The sequence below is a fragment of the Streptomyces enissocaesilis genome (assembly GCF_039533765.1).
In the GTDB taxonomy this organism is placed as follows: domain Bacteria; phylum Actinomycetota; class Actinomycetes; order Streptomycetales; family Streptomycetaceae; genus Streptomyces; species Streptomyces enissocaesilis.
On the sequence record NZ_BAAAUD010000047.1, the window covers coordinates 241,360 to 254,980 of the forward strand.

Annotated in this window: 12 protein-coding genes and 1 tRNA gene; 6 read left to right on the forward strand and 7 right to left on the reverse strand. The window is 71.6% G+C overall.

Features of this window, described 5'->3' with window-relative positions; genetic code table 11:
* Positions 1-4: 4 nt before the first annotated feature.
* The gene (locus ABD374_RS23480; RefSeq protein ID WP_425577317.1) at positions 5-1,843 is read right to left on the reverse strand and encodes a GTPase; all 1,839 of its coding nucleotides are present in this window, start codon (positions 1,841-1,843) and stop codon (positions 5-7) included.
* An 8-nt stretch (positions 1,844-1,851) separates the two neighbouring features.
* Positions 1,852-3,474: a dynamin family protein gene (locus tag ABD374_RS23485; protein WP_344497564.1), complete on the reverse strand. Its 1,623-nt coding sequence runs from the start codon at positions 3,472-3,474 to the stop codon at positions 1,852-1,854.
* A gap of 318 nt (positions 3,475-3,792) precedes the next feature.
* Between ABD374_RS23485 and ABD374_RS23490 the strand changes: the two genes are divergently transcribed.
* A tRNA-Arg gene (locus ABD374_RS23490) sits at positions 3,793-3,865 on the forward strand.
* A 116-nt stretch (positions 3,866-3,981) separates the two neighbouring features.
* On the forward strand, positions 3,982-4,440 hold the full coding sequence (locus ABD374_RS23495; protein ID WP_344497565.1) for an archease: 459 nt from the start codon (positions 3,982-3,984) through the stop codon (positions 4,438-4,440).
* 45 nt (positions 4,441-4,485) lie between these two features.
* On the opposite strand, the gene ABD374_RS23500 is transcribed toward ABD374_RS23495, so the two are convergent.
* Positions 4,486-5,898, reverse strand: coding sequence for an RtcB family protein (locus ABD374_RS23500; RefSeq protein ID WP_344497566.1), 1,413 nt, complete (start codon positions 5,896-5,898; stop codon positions 4,486-4,488).
* Positions 5,899-6,429: 531 nt separating this feature from the next.
* Between ABD374_RS23500 and ABD374_RS23505 the strand changes: the two genes are divergently transcribed.
* The 4 genes from ABD374_RS23505 to ABD374_RS23520 all read left to right on the forward strand — a co-directional run bounded on the left by ABD374_RS23505 (position 6,430) and on the right by ABD374_RS23520 (position 8,422).
* Positions 6,430-6,729, forward strand: a complete 300-nt coding sequence (locus tag ABD374_RS23505; RefSeq protein ID WP_344497567.1) for a hypothetical protein — start codon at positions 6,430-6,432, stop codon at positions 6,727-6,729.
* Positions 6,730-6,975: 246 nt separating this feature from the next.
* Positions 6,976-7,245, forward strand: coding sequence for a hypothetical protein (locus ABD374_RS23510; RefSeq protein WP_344497568.1), 270 nt, complete (start codon positions 6,976-6,978; stop codon positions 7,243-7,245).
* A 290-nt stretch (positions 7,246-7,535) separates the two neighbouring features.
* On the forward strand, positions 7,536-7,805 hold the full coding sequence (locus tag ABD374_RS23515; protein ID WP_344497569.1) for a hypothetical protein: 270 nt from the start codon (positions 7,536-7,538) through the stop codon (positions 7,803-7,805).
* 347 nt (positions 7,806-8,152) lie between these two features.
* Complete coding sequence (locus ABD374_RS23520) at positions 8,153-8,422, forward strand: hypothetical protein (RefSeq protein ID WP_344497570.1); 270 nt, start codon at positions 8,153-8,155, stop codon at positions 8,420-8,422.
* Positions 8,423-8,617: 195 nt separating this feature from the next.
* Here the strand turns inward: ABD374_RS23520 and ABD374_RS23525 are convergent, their stop codons facing one another.
* The 4 genes from ABD374_RS23525 to ABD374_RS23540 form a co-directional block, all read right to left on the reverse strand.
* Entirely contained in the window at positions 8,618-8,809 is a 192-nt protein-coding gene (locus ABD374_RS23525) for a hypothetical protein (protein ID WP_344497571.1), read from the reverse strand.
* Between the two features lie 746 nt (positions 8,810-9,555).
* Entirely contained in the window at positions 9,556-10,026 is a 471-nt protein-coding gene (locus ABD374_RS23530) for an anthrone oxygenase family protein (protein WP_344497572.1), read from the reverse strand.
* A 24-nt stretch (positions 10,027-10,050) separates the two neighbouring features.
* Positions 10,051-10,968 carry an ABC transporter permease gene (locus tag ABD374_RS23535; protein WP_344497573.1) on the reverse strand — a complete coding sequence of 306 codons (918 nt, stop codon included), beginning with the start codon at positions 10,966-10,968 and terminating at the stop codon, positions 10,051-10,053.
* Entirely contained in the window at positions 10,965-13,616 is a 2,652-nt protein-coding gene (locus tag ABD374_RS23540) for an alpha/beta fold hydrolase (RefSeq protein ID WP_344497574.1), read from the reverse strand. Before ABD374_RS23540 ends, ABD374_RS23535 begins: the two co-directional genes overlap by 4 nt.
* Positions 13,617-13,621: the final 5 nt, after the last annotated feature.

Sequence of the window (13,621 nt, forward strand, 5' to 3'; positions counted from 1 at the left end):
TGGACTACCGGCCGGTTGTGGACACTCCCGTCACCGCCACGTACTGCTCCCGCACCTCCCGGTACCGCAGCAGCTCCGCCGACACCGGATCCAGTACGCGCGCCCGGCCGCACCCGGCGGCCGCCTCCCGCAGCCGGCGTTCGGCGTCCTGCCCGTACCGCCGCGCCGGCCCCTTGGCCGCCGCCGAGCACGCCCACTCCACCAGCGGGCCGCCGATGATCCCGGCGAGCATCACCAGTACGGGAGGCAGCAGTTCCGGCTCCAGCACGCCCACGATCTGGCCCACCAGCCACAGCCCGCCGAAGACCTGGAGCAGCGTCATCGCGGCCTGGGTCAGCACCGCCGCGGGCCACCACGCGGGCCTCGGGGGCCGGCCGAGGGGCACTCCGGCCCGTACCGCCAGTACGTCCAGCTCCTCCGGAAGCCCGGCCGCGCCGCGCACCGCGGACTCCCGCACCGCCTGCGCCCAGGGGGCCGGCAGCCCGGCGGCGGCCTCGTCCGCCACCGCGCGCACGGCCTGCTCCACGCGCTGCCTGGCGGTGATCTCCCCCTCGTCCCCCTCGTCCTGTGTCCGCCGGTCCACCGGCTCGATCCCGGCCCCCGGCGTGCGGCTCTCCTCGTACCAGCGCCACAGCCTCAGCCACGGTGTCCCGCACGCCTTCCCCGCGTTCCTGCGCCACTCGCGCTCCGCCGCCTCGCCCACGGCCGCCGCGCCCACCGCCTCAGCCAGCCGGTCGGTGAACTCGGCCCGGGCCGGCTCGTCGAGCCCGGGCCGCCGCCCGTCGGCGACGTAGACCGGGCGCAGCCGGGCCGCGGCGCCGTCCACGTCGGCGGACAGCCGGCGCGCGGCGGCGCCGCGCTCCTGCACGAACTGGCCGAGCATGTCGCGCAGTTCGCCGACGCCCTCCCCGGTCATGGCGGACAGGGCCAGCACCGTGGCGCCGGGTTCGCCGTGTTCGCCGAGCGCCATGCCGTCCTCGTCGAGCAGCCGGCGCAGGTCGTCGAGGACCAGGTCGGCCGCGTCGCCCGGCAGCCGGTCCACCTGGTTGAGCACCACGAAGGTGACCTCAGCGTGTCCGGCGAGCGGCCGCAGATAGCGCTCGTGCAGTACGGCGTCGGCGTACTTCTCCGGGTCGACGACCCAGATCACCGCGTCGACGAGCGTGAGCACCCGGTCCACCTGGTCCCGGTGTGCGGTGACGGCCGAGTCGTGGTCGGGCAGGTCGACGAGCACGAGCCCGCTGAGCGCCGCGTCGCGCAGGCCGCCGTGCAGCGGCCTGCGGCGCAGCCGTCCGGGGATGCCGATCCGGTCCAGCAGTCCGGCGGCGCCGTCGGACCAGCTGCAGGCGATGGGCGCGGACGTGGTCGGCCTGCGCAGTCCCGTGTCGGAGATCTGGACCCCCGCGAGGGCGTTGAAGAGCATCGATTTGCCGCTGCCGGTGGCGCCCGCGACGGCGACGACGGTGTGCCGGGCGGAGAGCCGCTGGCGGGCGGCGGCCTCGTCGAGCACGCGGCCGGCCTCGGCGAGCGTGCTCGCGTCGATGCGGGTACGGGAGAGCCCGACCAGCTCGCGCAGGGCGTCGAGCCGTCCGCGCAGCCGGCCGCCGTAGGCATCGCCGTGAGCACCGCCGCGCGGCAGGCCGTCGTACTCGTCGGACTCCTGCGGTTCCTGTGGCTCCTGCCGTTTCTGCGGCTCTTCGGACCGGGGCCGCTCGGACGGCCTGCCCCTCGCCGTGCGCGCGGCGGCGCGCCGGGCGATCAGCCCGTCGTCCCACCGCCCCTCGCCGCGGCGGGCCCTGCGTCCCTCAGCGGTACCGTCCGTGTCATCAGTCACAGCAGTCACGTTCCCGGTCACTTTTCCTTCTGCAGTACGGAGAGCGCGGCGATCAGCGCGGCCTGCGGCTCCGGACTCACTTCGAGGGCGTCGACCGGCGCGAGCCGCCGGTCCCTTTCGGCGTTCAGTACGCGGTCGATGTACTCCGTGAGCAGTTCCCCGCCCTTGTCGCGCAACCGGGTCGCGGCGACCGCGCCGATCCGCTCGGCGAGCCGCTCCCCCGCGTTGCGCGCCCGGCGCCCGCCCAGCAGCGCGGCGGCGAGCAGGGCGGCGACGGTCTCGGGGTCGGGTGCGGGGGGGCGCTCCAGTTCCCGCACCTCCTCCTCGGCGAGCTCTTCGAGCACCCGGCGCCAGCGCCGCGCGGCCAGCCCGATCCGCTCGCCCGCCTCCCGGTCGGGGACGGCGAACACCAGCCCTTCCGCGGCGGGTTCGCTCCGCCATGCCTCGTGGACGTGCTCGTCGGCGGCGGCGACCGCGCACTGCAACAGCGCCGTGAGGCTCTCGACGAGCGAGTCGAGGAGTTCACCCGCCGAACTGTCCAGCGGATAACCGCGCCAGCGGGTGAGGGCGTCCCCGGACATGACCGCGCCGCGCTGGAGCCGTTGGCGCACCCGCTCGCCCTCCTTCTCGTACGCCTCCTCGACATCCGTGATCAGCCGTACGGACGCGGCGTACTGGGCGGCGACGGCCCCGGCGAGTCCGGGCATCCGGGTGTTGAGCGACTCGATGACGCCGGCCGCGGTACGGCCGACGGCCTGCTGCCGGGCCGCCGGGTCGTGCACCCGGTGCGCCAGCCAGGCGCGCAGCGGCTCGACGGCGGTGTCGGGCAGCAGACCGGTGCCGCCGCCCGCCGATTCGGGCAGCTCGGGGATGGTGAACCGGGGCACGTCGCCGAGCCCGGCCTTGGTGAGCAGCGCCCCGTACTGGTGCGACACCTCGCCGACGACCTGGTGGGGCACCCGGTCGAGGACGATGACGAGGGTGGCGTCGTACTCCTTCGCGGTACGCAGCAGGTGCCACGGCACCGCGTCGGCGTACCGGGAAGCGGTCGTCACCATCACCCAGACGTCCGCGGCGCAGATCAGCTCGGCGGCGAGCACCCGGTTCCCGGCGACCAGCGAGTCGATGTCGGGGGCGTCGAGGAGCGCGAGTCCGCGCGGCAGCGACCCCGCGGTCTCCACCCGCAGCGACCCCCCGGCCTCCTCGCCCCGGTCCGCCGCCGGTTCCGCCGCCGGCCCTCTGCCCGTCTCCTCCTGGTCCTCCTCCTGCCGCGGCAGCCACACGCGCGTGAGCTGCGGCAGTACGCGGAGGTTCGCGAACCAGTGGTGATCGTCCGGGTGGCACACGAGCACGGGCGTCCGGGTGGTGGGCCGCAGTACGCCGGCCTCGCTGACCCGTCTGCCGACCAGTGAGTTGACGAGTGTGGACTTGCCGGCTCCGGTGGAGCCGCCGACGACGACGAGCAGGGGTGCCTCGGGCTGTTTCAGCCGGGGCAGCAGGTAGTCGTCGAGCTGCTCCAGCAGCTCCAGCCGTGTCCGTCGCGCGCACGGAGCCCCTGCCAGGGGGAGCGGAAGGCCCACGGCGGCGACACGGTCGCGCAGGGCGGAGAGTGCGTCGATCAGCTGAGGCCGTGCGTCCAAGGTCACCACATGCGAAGAATGCCCAATTTTAGAGTCTTTTAGAAGCTTAAAGGCATCTCTGCGCGCCGATTGGCGGCCAGGGACAGGCGGTACGAGTGAGGTTCAGGCATAACGAGTGCACAACACCCGGGACGGGAGACGCCAAAAGCGATGCGCGATTCGCACTCGCCTGCGATTATCAGGTTCGCTTCACTGAACCTCCACATCGTGCCACGCAGGTGAAGCAACCGGCCCAAGGCGGTCGGAGCCCTATCCTTGTCCCCGGCAAGGCCCAGGACTCTCCCAGCCCGGGGCTCCAGGCCGACCGGCCACGATCCGGCCCCCGTAGCTCAGTGGATAGAGCAGGCGCCTTCTAAGCGCTTGGCCGCAGGTTCGAGTCCTGCCGGGGGCGCAAACCCACCCTGACCAGCGGAAGCGCTGGTCATTTCCTTTTCCCGCCCCCCGTACACCGCTGATGCGCCGAGCGCCTTCACGCATGGGCGCGCCGCGCATGGGCACGCATCCGTCATGGCCGGTGACACGGACAGGGACGGGCGGGAGGACCGGCGCCCGGGAGAGAGCGGGCACCGGGCGGTGCCGCACACGGCCGACCTGCGCGTCGAGGCATGGGGAGCGAGCCGCGAGCAGTGCCTGGTGGAAGCGGTGCTGGGGATGGTGGAGAGCTTCGCCGACCTCTCCGGCGTACGGGCGAGCGCCGTGCGGCAGGTGCGGGTGGCCGAAGGCAGTGACGACGACCTGCTGGCCTCGCTGCTGGACGAGGTGGTGTTCCGGCTGGAGGTGCACGGCGAGGTGCCGGTCGACGTCGAGGCGGAGCCGGTCGACGGCGGGCTGGACGTGCGGATGGCGGTGGCCGACGTGCGGTCGGTGCCGATCACCGGTGCCGTGCCGAAGGCCGTGTCCTGGAACGAGTTGCGCCTGGCCCCGGACCCGTACGGATGGTCGTGCGCGGTGACGGTCGACGTCTGAGGCGGCGCGGGGCGGGCACGGACCGGGCGTCCGGCGCGGCGCCGCTCATCCCTTGACCACGCCGAGCGGGACCAGGCGGGCCACCTTGCGGCACAGCCCCGCGCCCTCGCTCGCCTCCACCACCGCGTCGACGTCCTTGTACGCCTCCGGGGTCTCCTCGGCCAGACCGCGCCAGGACAGCGGGCGCACCGCGATGCCGTCCGCCTCCAGCCGGGCCCGCAGCTCCTTGCCGCCGACGGCGCGCGCGGCCTGGTGCCGGCTCATCACACGGCCGGCGCCGTGGCAGGTGGAGTGGAAGGCGCCGCCGCCGCTGACACCGGTGAGGACGTACGAGGCGGTGCCCATGGTGCCGGGGATGAGCACCGGCTGCCCGACGCCGCGCAGGTCCTCGGGCAGGTCGGGGTGGCCGGGCGGGAAGGCCCGGGTGGCGCCCTTGCGGTGCACGCACAGCCGGCGCGCCTCGCCGTTCACCCGGTGGGTCTCGGTCTTGGCCAGATTGTGGGACACGTCGTACACCAGCGTGAGCCGGCTGCCCGTCTCGCGGCGGAAGACCCGGCGGGCCGCCTCGGCCAGCAGCTGGCGGTTCGCGCGGCCGTAGTTGGCGGCCGCGGCCATCGCTCCGAGGTAGGCGCGGCCCTCCGGTGAATCGACCGGGACGCAGGCCAGCTGCCGGTCCGGTACGTCGATCCCGTACCGCGCCATGGCCCGGTCCATCGCCCGGACGTGATCGGAGCAGATCTGGTGCCCGAGCCCGCGCGAACCGCAGTGGATCATCACGCACACCTGGCCGGCGGCGAGCCCGAACGCGGCGGCGACCGGCTCGTCGTAGACCTCCATGACCTGCTGTACCTCCAGGAAGTGGTTGCCGGAGCCCAGGCTGCCGACCTGGCCGATCCCCCGCTCGCGCGCCCGCTCGTTCACCCGGCCGGCGTCGGCGCCGGTGACCGCCCCGCCGTCCTCGCAGCGCCGCAGGTCGCGCTCTTCCCCGTGGCCCTGCTCCACGGCGTACCGGGAACCGCCCTCCAGGACCCGTTCCAGCTCCCGGTGGCCGCTCAGCCGCCAGACTCCGCCCGGTCCGGCGCCGCGCGGGGTCACCCGGCCCAGTCCGTCCATGAGCGCGGGCAGCGCCGGCTCCAGCGCCTGCCGGTCTCGGTCGGCGGCCAGCAGCCGCACCCCGCAGGAGATGTCGAAACCGACACCGCCGGGCGAGACCACCCCGCCCGCGTCGATGTCGGTGGCGGCCACCCCGCCGATGGGGAAGCCGTAGCCCCAGTGGACGTCCGGCATGGCGTACGAGGCGCCCACGATGCCCGGCAGCGTCGCCACGTTGACGACCTGCTCAAGTGACTTCTCGGCGTCCCGCAGCAGCTCCCGGGACGCGAACACCACTCCCGGCACCCGCATCCCCCGCCGCGGGTCGATACGGAAGCGGTAAGGACGCTCCTCCACGAGTTCCATCGCGGCCTCCTGGATCCACCCGTCAGCAGCCACCGGCGCCCCGGTCGGTTCCCCCTGTTTCCAGGATGGCGCACACAGAAACCGCACGGTCCGCGCGCCTGCATCCGTACCCGCACATGCGGTGATCGTCCACCGTCACTTCGGCCTTTTCGACGGCGCTTTCCATACAAGCGGATCAGAATCCTGAACCACTGGCGTCCGCCTCGCCCGGGTGCGGAGAGGCCCTATATCAGCGCACAGCTACGGTCGGCGTACCCGGACACCCGGAAAATTCACGACCGAGCACCCCCAAACCCACTCCCCCTGCCCCACAGTGGCGGCACAGACGCCCTGAACAGGCATTACCCACAGGCAAGAAAATCCCCCTTCCCTCTTTCGGCGTAGCACCCCCGCACCGACGGCGGGCGCGAACAATACCGCGAGGGAGTGAATCTTGCTTCCTGCCGCGACCAGTTCGCGATGAATGCGTTAGGTATTTCATCGGCGCTTCCGCAGCGCCGGGACTCCCCCTCCTTTTGAAAGGCTAATCGCATGAACGCCAAGAAGGTCCTCGCCGGTTCCCTGCTCACGCTTGCCGCCACCGGCTTCGCCGCCTCCCCGGCCGCGGCCTACGGGGACCCGGACCACCAGCACGGAAAGGGCAACGGCCCGTCGTTCTCGCAGAACATCAACGTCATCGACGACGTCTGCCCGACCATCCAGGACATCGACGTCCTGACCATCGAGGTGCTCGACCAGGCCCGCACCAACCAGTGCCACGACATGAAGCACTCGGCCATCGTCGACAACTCCGACGCCCCCGCGCTGCCCATCCTCGGCAGCGTCAGCTAAGGCGCTCGACCTCTTCGATCAGAGCACTTTCCCGGTTCGCCGGGAGAAACGCCGGGTCTCGTGGACGCCTTCCACGAGACCCGGCGTCCGCATAGCCGACGCACTTCCCGCGAGGTGAGGGGAGATGTGGCAAAAGGGGGAATTATCGTGTCGGAACCACACCCCCTTCCCGATTGTGACGTTAAATATTGCATCGGCGCCTCCGCAGCGCCGGAACTTCCCCCTCCTTCATGAAAGGCTCATCGCATGAACGCCAAGAAGGTGCTCGCCGGCTCTCTGCTTGCGCTTGCCGCCACCGGCTTCGCCGCCTCCCCGGCGATCGCCACCGACGAGCCGTCGTACGAGTCGAACATCAACATCATCGATGACGTCTGCCCGACCATCCAGGACATCGACGTCCTGACCATCGAGCTGCTCGACGAGGCCCGCACCAACCAGTGCCACGACATGAAGCACTCCGCCATCGTCGACAACTCCGACGCCCCCGCACTGCCCATCCTCGGCGGCGTCAGCTAAAACACCGGGCCACAGCGCTCAGCCCCGGGGCTCCCCCCGGAAAGACCCCGGGTCTCGTGGACACATTCCACGAGACCCGGGGTTCTCTGCGGTCCGAGCGGAAAACCGACCGACAACAACCGTAAATACTCTTTACCACCTGCCCGCATATTTTCTTGAGACAAGCAGAGAAACAACAAAGGGAAAATTTCCGCGCGGAGCCGCAACTCCCCGGCGATTGCGACGTTAGGTATTACATCGGCGCCTCCGCGGCGCCGGAACTTCCCCCTCCCTTATGAAAGGCTCATCGCATGAACGCCAAGAAGGTGCTCGCCGGCTCTCTGCTCACGCTTGCCGCCACCGGCTTCGCCGCCTCCCCGGCGATCGCCACCGACGAGCCGTCGTTCTCGCAGAACATCAACATCATCGACGACCTCTGCCCGACCATCCAGGACATCGACGTCCTGACCATCGAGCTGCTCGACGAGGCCCGCGCCAACCAGTGCCACGACATGAAGCACTCCGCCATCGTCGACAACTCCGACGCCCCCGCACTGCCCATCCTCGGCAGCGTCCGCTAAAACTCTGAGCCACAGCACCCAGCCCTGAGGCTCTTCCACAGAGAACCCCGGGTCTCGTGAACACCTTTCACGAGACCCGGGGTTCTCTGCCGTCCGAGCGGAAAGCCAATCAACAACGACCATAAATAATATTTACCTCCCGTCTGCATCTTCTCATGACCCTCGACAACACCCACCCACAGAAATGCGGCAACCCTGACGCGACCTACACTTTCATGAGACAAACAGAGAAACAACGAAGAGAAAATTCCCGCGCGGAGCCGCAACTCCCCGGCGATTACGACGTTAGGTATTACATCGGCGCCTCCGCGGCGCCGGACCCCCTTCCTTCATGAAAGGCCCATTGCATGAACGCCAAGAAGGTGCTCGCCGGCTCTCTGCTCACGCTTGCCGCCACCGGCTTCGCCGCCTCCCCGGCGATCGCCAGCGACGAGTCGTCGTACGAGTCGAACATCAACATCATCGACGACCTCTGCCCGACCATCCAGGACATCGACGTCCTGACCATCGAGGTGCTCGACGAGGCCCGCGCCAACCAGTGCCACGACATGAAGCACTCCGCCATCGTCGACAACTCCGACGCCCCCGCGCTGCCCATCCTCGGCGGCGTCTTCTAAGCTTCCTGGAGCGCTGAGCCGCCAGCGCTGCAGTTTCGAGGCTTTCGGAGGGCCCCGGTTCCCGTGAATTTTCCGCGGGGACCGGGGCCCTTTTCGTTGTCTGCTGTATGGCCGACCTGATCGAGTGCCCCTGTACCCGGTAGTGCCCCGCCGCGTATCGAACCGCGGCGGGGCACTGCCGTTTCCCGTGGAGGGTCAGCGGTTGGACGAGGAGCCGAGGGCGGCTCCGGTGGCGACGGTGCCCAGCGCGCCCGCGCCGAAGGTGAAGGAAGCAGTGGCGGTAAGGCCCGCCGTGGTGCCGGGCAGGGCCCGGACGGAGCCCGCGTCGGCGTTCTCGCCGGTGGCGCCCGCGACGAGTTCGGCCCGGCCGTCGCGGTTGGTGTCCACCAGCCTCGTCGGGAGGCCGAAGCGGTCTCCGGCCCCGGCGCCCCCGGGGCGTCCTGGTGGAAGACCTGGGTGCCGGTGCCGGTCGGGCCGGTGTCAGAGCCGCGCATGACGACGACCGGCCCCGTGCGGCTGATCGTGCCGAGTGGCTCGCCGAAGAGGTCGCACTGCCGGGCGGCGTAGGTGAACATGCCGCCCTCGGCCATCGGGGTGTCCGGGTCGCTGTCGTAGCCGTCGGTGGCGCGGCCGACGGGGAGGTCGGCGTAACCGCCCTTGTTCACGTCGCCCGCCGCGATGTGTTCGCCGCCCTCGATGCCGTGGCCGTTCGTACCGACGAGCGTGGCGGCCGGTGCGAAGCCCTGCGGCGTACCCCGCCACTAGCGGACGGACCGGGAGTCGAATCCCTCACTGCCGGTGACCGCCGCCACGAGGCCGTCGGCGCCGTCCCGTTCCCCACGGAGGTGTCGAGGAAGTGGAGGTCGTCCACGTCGGGGATCCCGGACGTGGCGCGGGCGGCGCCGTCGCGGCCGAACCGCCCGGAGGGGACGTGGAGGTCACGCCCCTCCACCATGCTCACGACGTCCGGATCGCCGTCGTCGTCGAAGTCACCGGCCCTGGCCGTGCAAGCGGCGGAGCAGACAGCTCTCCGTACACGCCTCATCAGGCACCCGGGCTCCGCAGATGGATGCCCTGAGGTCAACTGTCCGTAACCGGACGGCTTTTCCTGACGCCGCTTCGCGGACCCGCCGTCATGCCAGCGAGGCGCTCACCACCAGGGCGAAGCCCGCGGTGACCAGCAGTGTGCGCACCAGGTGCAGCCTGTTCCACCGCGTCTCGAAGGCCGCGCGGGCCTCGCGGTCGGCAGTGCCGGTCCGCTCGGATGCGGCCAAGGCGTTGTTGAGGGGGATGTTTCCGGCAATCGTGATCAGGTGGTTGAGGATCACGAACCCCAGGCCGGCCGCCAGGAGGGCCCACTGCGCGGCCGACCGGCCGTCCTCGCCCGGGACCGCGAGCGCGGCCGTCGGGAAGGCCACCGAGGCGAGCATCACCGATACGAACACCCCGCGCGGTACGTCTTCGTTGATGCGCCGCATCGCCGCGACGAACTGCTCGTCGGTCAGCCGCCCCAGGGCGGGCATGATGCCGGTCAGGAAGATCAGCATGAACCCGGCGTACACCCCGGTGGCGACTACGGCGAGGGCGATCAGGAGAGTGGCCATGACGCACATCATGGCCGACCCCCGTCAGGAAACGATGTCCTTCCGGCCGAATCCCCGGAAGGCGAGGGCGAAGAGCACGAGGGCGTACGTCACCGACACCGCCGCCCCCTTGAGCATTCCGCCCCACTCCAGCTGCGGCTGGAGCGCGTCCGCCCACGCGAACTGCCAGTGCGCGGGCAGGAAATCGCGCCAGGAGCCGAGGGCCGTCACCGCGTCCAGGACGTTGCCCACGATCGTCAGGCCCACCGCGCCGCCGACCGCGCCCAGGGGTGCGTCGGTCTTCGTCGACAGCCAGAACGCCAGGGCGGCGGTGACCAGTTGGGAGACGAAGATGAAGGCGACGACGAGCGCGAGGCGCGGCAGGGCGTCTCCCGCGGGCAGGGATCCGCCCGTCGGCAGCTCCAGCGGGCCCCAGCCGTACGCGATCGACCCCGTCACCAGTGCCACGACCGGCAGCAGCACCATCGCCGCCAGGCTGAAGCCCAGAGCCACCGCGAGCTTGCTCCACAGCAGCCGGGCGCGCGGCACCGGCGCCGCGAGCAGGTAGCGCAGCGAGGACCAGTTGGCCTCGGAGGCCACCGTGTCGCCGCAGAACAGCGCCACCGGCACCACCAGCAGGAAGCCCGCGGAGACGAACAGACAGGTCGCCGCGAAGTTGGCGCCGGACGCGGTGGCGGTGTCCATCAGGGTCACCCGGCCGCCCTCCCTGCCGGGGGTGCCGCCGATCGCGAACGCGGCGATCAGGATGAGCGGCAGGGCGCCCAGCACCACGGCCATGACCATGGTGCGCCGTCTGCGCCACTGCCGCATCGCCTCGACGCGCAGCGGGAGCGTGTGACCGGGACGGTAACCGGGGGCCGATTCGGTCACCGGCCCGGCCGCCGGCCCGGTGGCCGGCTCGGTGGCCGGCCCGGTGGCCGGCTCGATGGTGTGGGTGCTCATGCGGAGGAGCCTCCGATCAGGGTGAGGAACGCGTCCTCCAGGCGGCGGTTCGGCCCGACGCCCGTCAGCTGGACGTCCAGGCGGACCAGTTCGCCGATGAGCGTGCTGGGCGATGCCCCGTCCAGCCGTACGAGCAGGCCCTCGTCGGTCCGTACGGCGGACCCGATGCCGGGCAGGGCGCCCACCTTCTCGGCCAGCGCCTCGCTCACCTCGCCCTCCACCGTCACGAGCAGCGTGTCCGTCCCGCCGGTGATCTCCGCGACGGGGCCGGCCTGCATCAGCCGGCCCCGGTCCATGACGACGAGGTGCGTGCAGGACTGCTCGACCTCCGAGAGGAGGTGGCTGGAGACGATGACGGTGCGCCCCGCCGCCGCGTACCGGATCATCACGTCGCGCATCTCACGGATCTGCGGCGGGTCCAGGCCGTTCGTCGGCTCGTCGAGGATGAGGAGGTCCGGCATGCCGAGCATGGCCTGGGCGATGGCGAGCCGCTGCCGCATGCCCTGCGAGTACGTCCGCACGGCCCGCTCCAGCGCGTCGCCGAGCCCCGCGATCTCCAGGGCCTCCTCCATGCGGGAGTCCTCGACGGGCCGGCCGGTCGCCTGCCAGTACAGGTCGAGGTTGGCGCGCCCGGTGAGGTGCGGCAGGAAGCCGGCGCCCTCGACGAACGAACCGACGCGCGACAGGACGGGCGAGCCGGGCCTGATGGCGTGCCCGAAGACCCGGATCTCGCCGCTGTCCGGCGTGATGAGGCCCATGAGCATGCGCAGGGTGGTGGTCTTGCCCGCGCCGTTGGGGCCCAGGAGCCCGAGCACCTGGCCCTTCTCGACGCGGAACGAGAGGTCCCGTACCGCATAGCGGTCGGCGGACTTGGCGTACTTCTTCGTCAGGCCGGTGATCTGGAGCGGCACCCCGGCGAGCTCCGGGTCCGGCGCGGGCGCGGCGGCCCGTCGCCGGGCGGTGAGCAGCAGCGCCACGGCCAGGGCGGCGCCGATCGCCGGCAGCCCCCAGACCCACCAGGGCAGCGGGGCCGCCTGGGTCTTCACACCCGACGCGGTGGGCACGGTGAGTGCCCCGTCCCCTTCGAGGGTCACGGTGTACGCCGTCGGGTCGGCCGGGGAGGCGTACCCGAGGTCGGTGGCGGCGAGGACGACGCGCAGCCGGTGCCCGGCCCTGACCTCGTGGTCGATCGCCGGGAGCCGCAGCTCGACGGTGGCGCCGTCCTTCGCGCCCGCCCCGGTGACGCGGACGGGCGAGACGAGCTGGGAGGGCAGCACCTGCTGGCGTCCGTCCGCGCTCACGTCGTAGACCTTGCCGAACAGGACGGCGTCCTCGCGGTCCGACCTCACCGTGACCCGGACGGTCGGTGAGCCGGTGACGCGCAGGTCCGAGGCGAGCTCCGCGGTCTCGAAGCGCGCGTTCTGGCCGGGGAAGTCGAGGGAGAGCCCGACGCCGAGGCCGGAGAGCCGGGACAGCGCCCCGACGCCCGCGACGCCCGGTACGGAGGAGATGGCGGGCGGGTTCGCACCGGCCGGACTGGCGAAGCGCTGCTCGCGCCCGCCCGTCAGCTTCAGCTGCCGCTGCCCGGCTTCGAGGCCGGGGTAACGGTCGCCGGTGGCGCCCCGCAGCTGGGCTCCGCCGTTCGTGGAGTCCACGCCTCCGGTGCGGGTGACGCGGAAGGCCGGTCCGGTGTCCGTGCCCTTCTCGTCCTTGAGGTAGCGGTCGAACCAGTCGGTGATCCGGCCCTCCACGCGGGCCGACTCGCGGTCCCCGCCGTCGTGCCCGCCCGCGATCCAGTCGACGGCGACGGGCGCGCCGTTGGCCTCGATCGCCTTCGCCATGGCGTCGGCGTGGTCGAGCGGGAAGAGCGAGTCGTTCTGTCCCTGCACGATGAGCGCGGGCACCTTGATGCGGTCGCCGACCGCGGACGGGCTGTGCGCCTCCAGCAGGTCACGGGCGGCGGCGTCCGGCTCTCCGGCGACCGCGACCCGTTCGTACATCGCGCACAGCCGCTTCTCGAACCTGTCGCAGCCGCCGCCGGTGTTGATGAAGAGCCCGGCCCAGAGCTTCTTGAAGACGCCGTGGGGGAAGAGGGCGTCGGCCAGGTTCCAGTAGGTGATCTGCGGGGCGACGGCGTCGACGCGCTTGTCGTGGCCCGCGGCGAGGAGCGAGACGGCGCCGCCGTACGAGGAACCGCTGACGCCCACGCGCGGATCGCCGTCCGCGTCGAGCCGTACCTCGGGGCGCCCGGCCAGCCAGTCGATCAGCCGCGACACGTCCTCGACCTCGCCCTTCGGATCGTTCAGCCCGATCTTCCCGGTGGACTTCCCGAAGCCGCGCGCGGACCAGGTCAGTACGGCGTACCCGTCCCGGGCCAGCTGCTCGGCCTGCGCTTGTACGTCGCGCTTGCTGCCGCCGAAGCCGTGGCCGAGGAGGACGGCGGGCCGGCGCTCACCGTCCGCACCGTCCGCCGTGAAGAACGAGGTGTCGATTCTCACCCCGTCCATGTCCATGATCCGTTCCTCGCGGTGCACGACGGGCGCGTCGCCGTCGGAGGCGACGGCCGTCCACGTACCGCCCCCGACGAGGACGGCGAACGCGGCGGCCGCGCCGGCGAGCGCCCGGCTGCGGGGAATGCGTAGCTTCATACCTG

Excerpts from the sequence above, each read along its gene's own strand:
- ABD374_RS23495 (WP_344497565.1), top strand. The coding sequence starts at position 3,982 with ATGGCCGGTGACACGGACAGGGACGGGCGGGAGGACCGGCGCCCGGGA.
- ABD374_RS23500 (WP_344497566.1), bottom strand. The coding sequence starts at position 5,898 with ATGGAACTCGTGGAGGAGCGTCCTTACCGCTTCCGTATCGACCCGCGG.
- ABD374_RS23505 (WP_344497567.1), top strand. The coding sequence starts at position 6,430 with ATGAACGCCAAGAAGGTCCTCGCCGGTTCCCTGCTCACGCTTGCCGCC.
- ABD374_RS23510 (WP_344497568.1), top strand. The coding sequence starts at position 6,976 with ATGAACGCCAAGAAGGTGCTCGCCGGCTCTCTGCTTGCGCTTGCCGCC.
- ABD374_RS23515 (WP_344497569.1), top strand. The coding sequence starts at position 7,536 with ATGAACGCCAAGAAGGTGCTCGCCGGCTCTCTGCTCACGCTTGCCGCC.
- ABD374_RS23520 (WP_344497570.1), top strand. The coding sequence starts at position 8,153 with ATGAACGCCAAGAAGGTGCTCGCCGGCTCTCTGCTCACGCTTGCCGCC.
- ABD374_RS23530 (WP_344497572.1), bottom strand. The coding sequence starts at position 10,026 with ATGGCCACTCTCCTGATCGCCCTCGCCGTAGTCGCCACCGGGGTGTAC.
- ABD374_RS23535 (WP_344497573.1), bottom strand. The coding sequence starts at position 10,968 with ATGAGCACCCACACCATCGAGCCGGCCACCGGGCCGGCCACCGAGCCG.
- ABD374_RS23540 (WP_344497574.1), bottom strand. The coding sequence starts at position 13,616 with ATGAAGCTACGCATTCCCCGCAGCCGGGCGCTCGCCGGCGCGGCCGCC.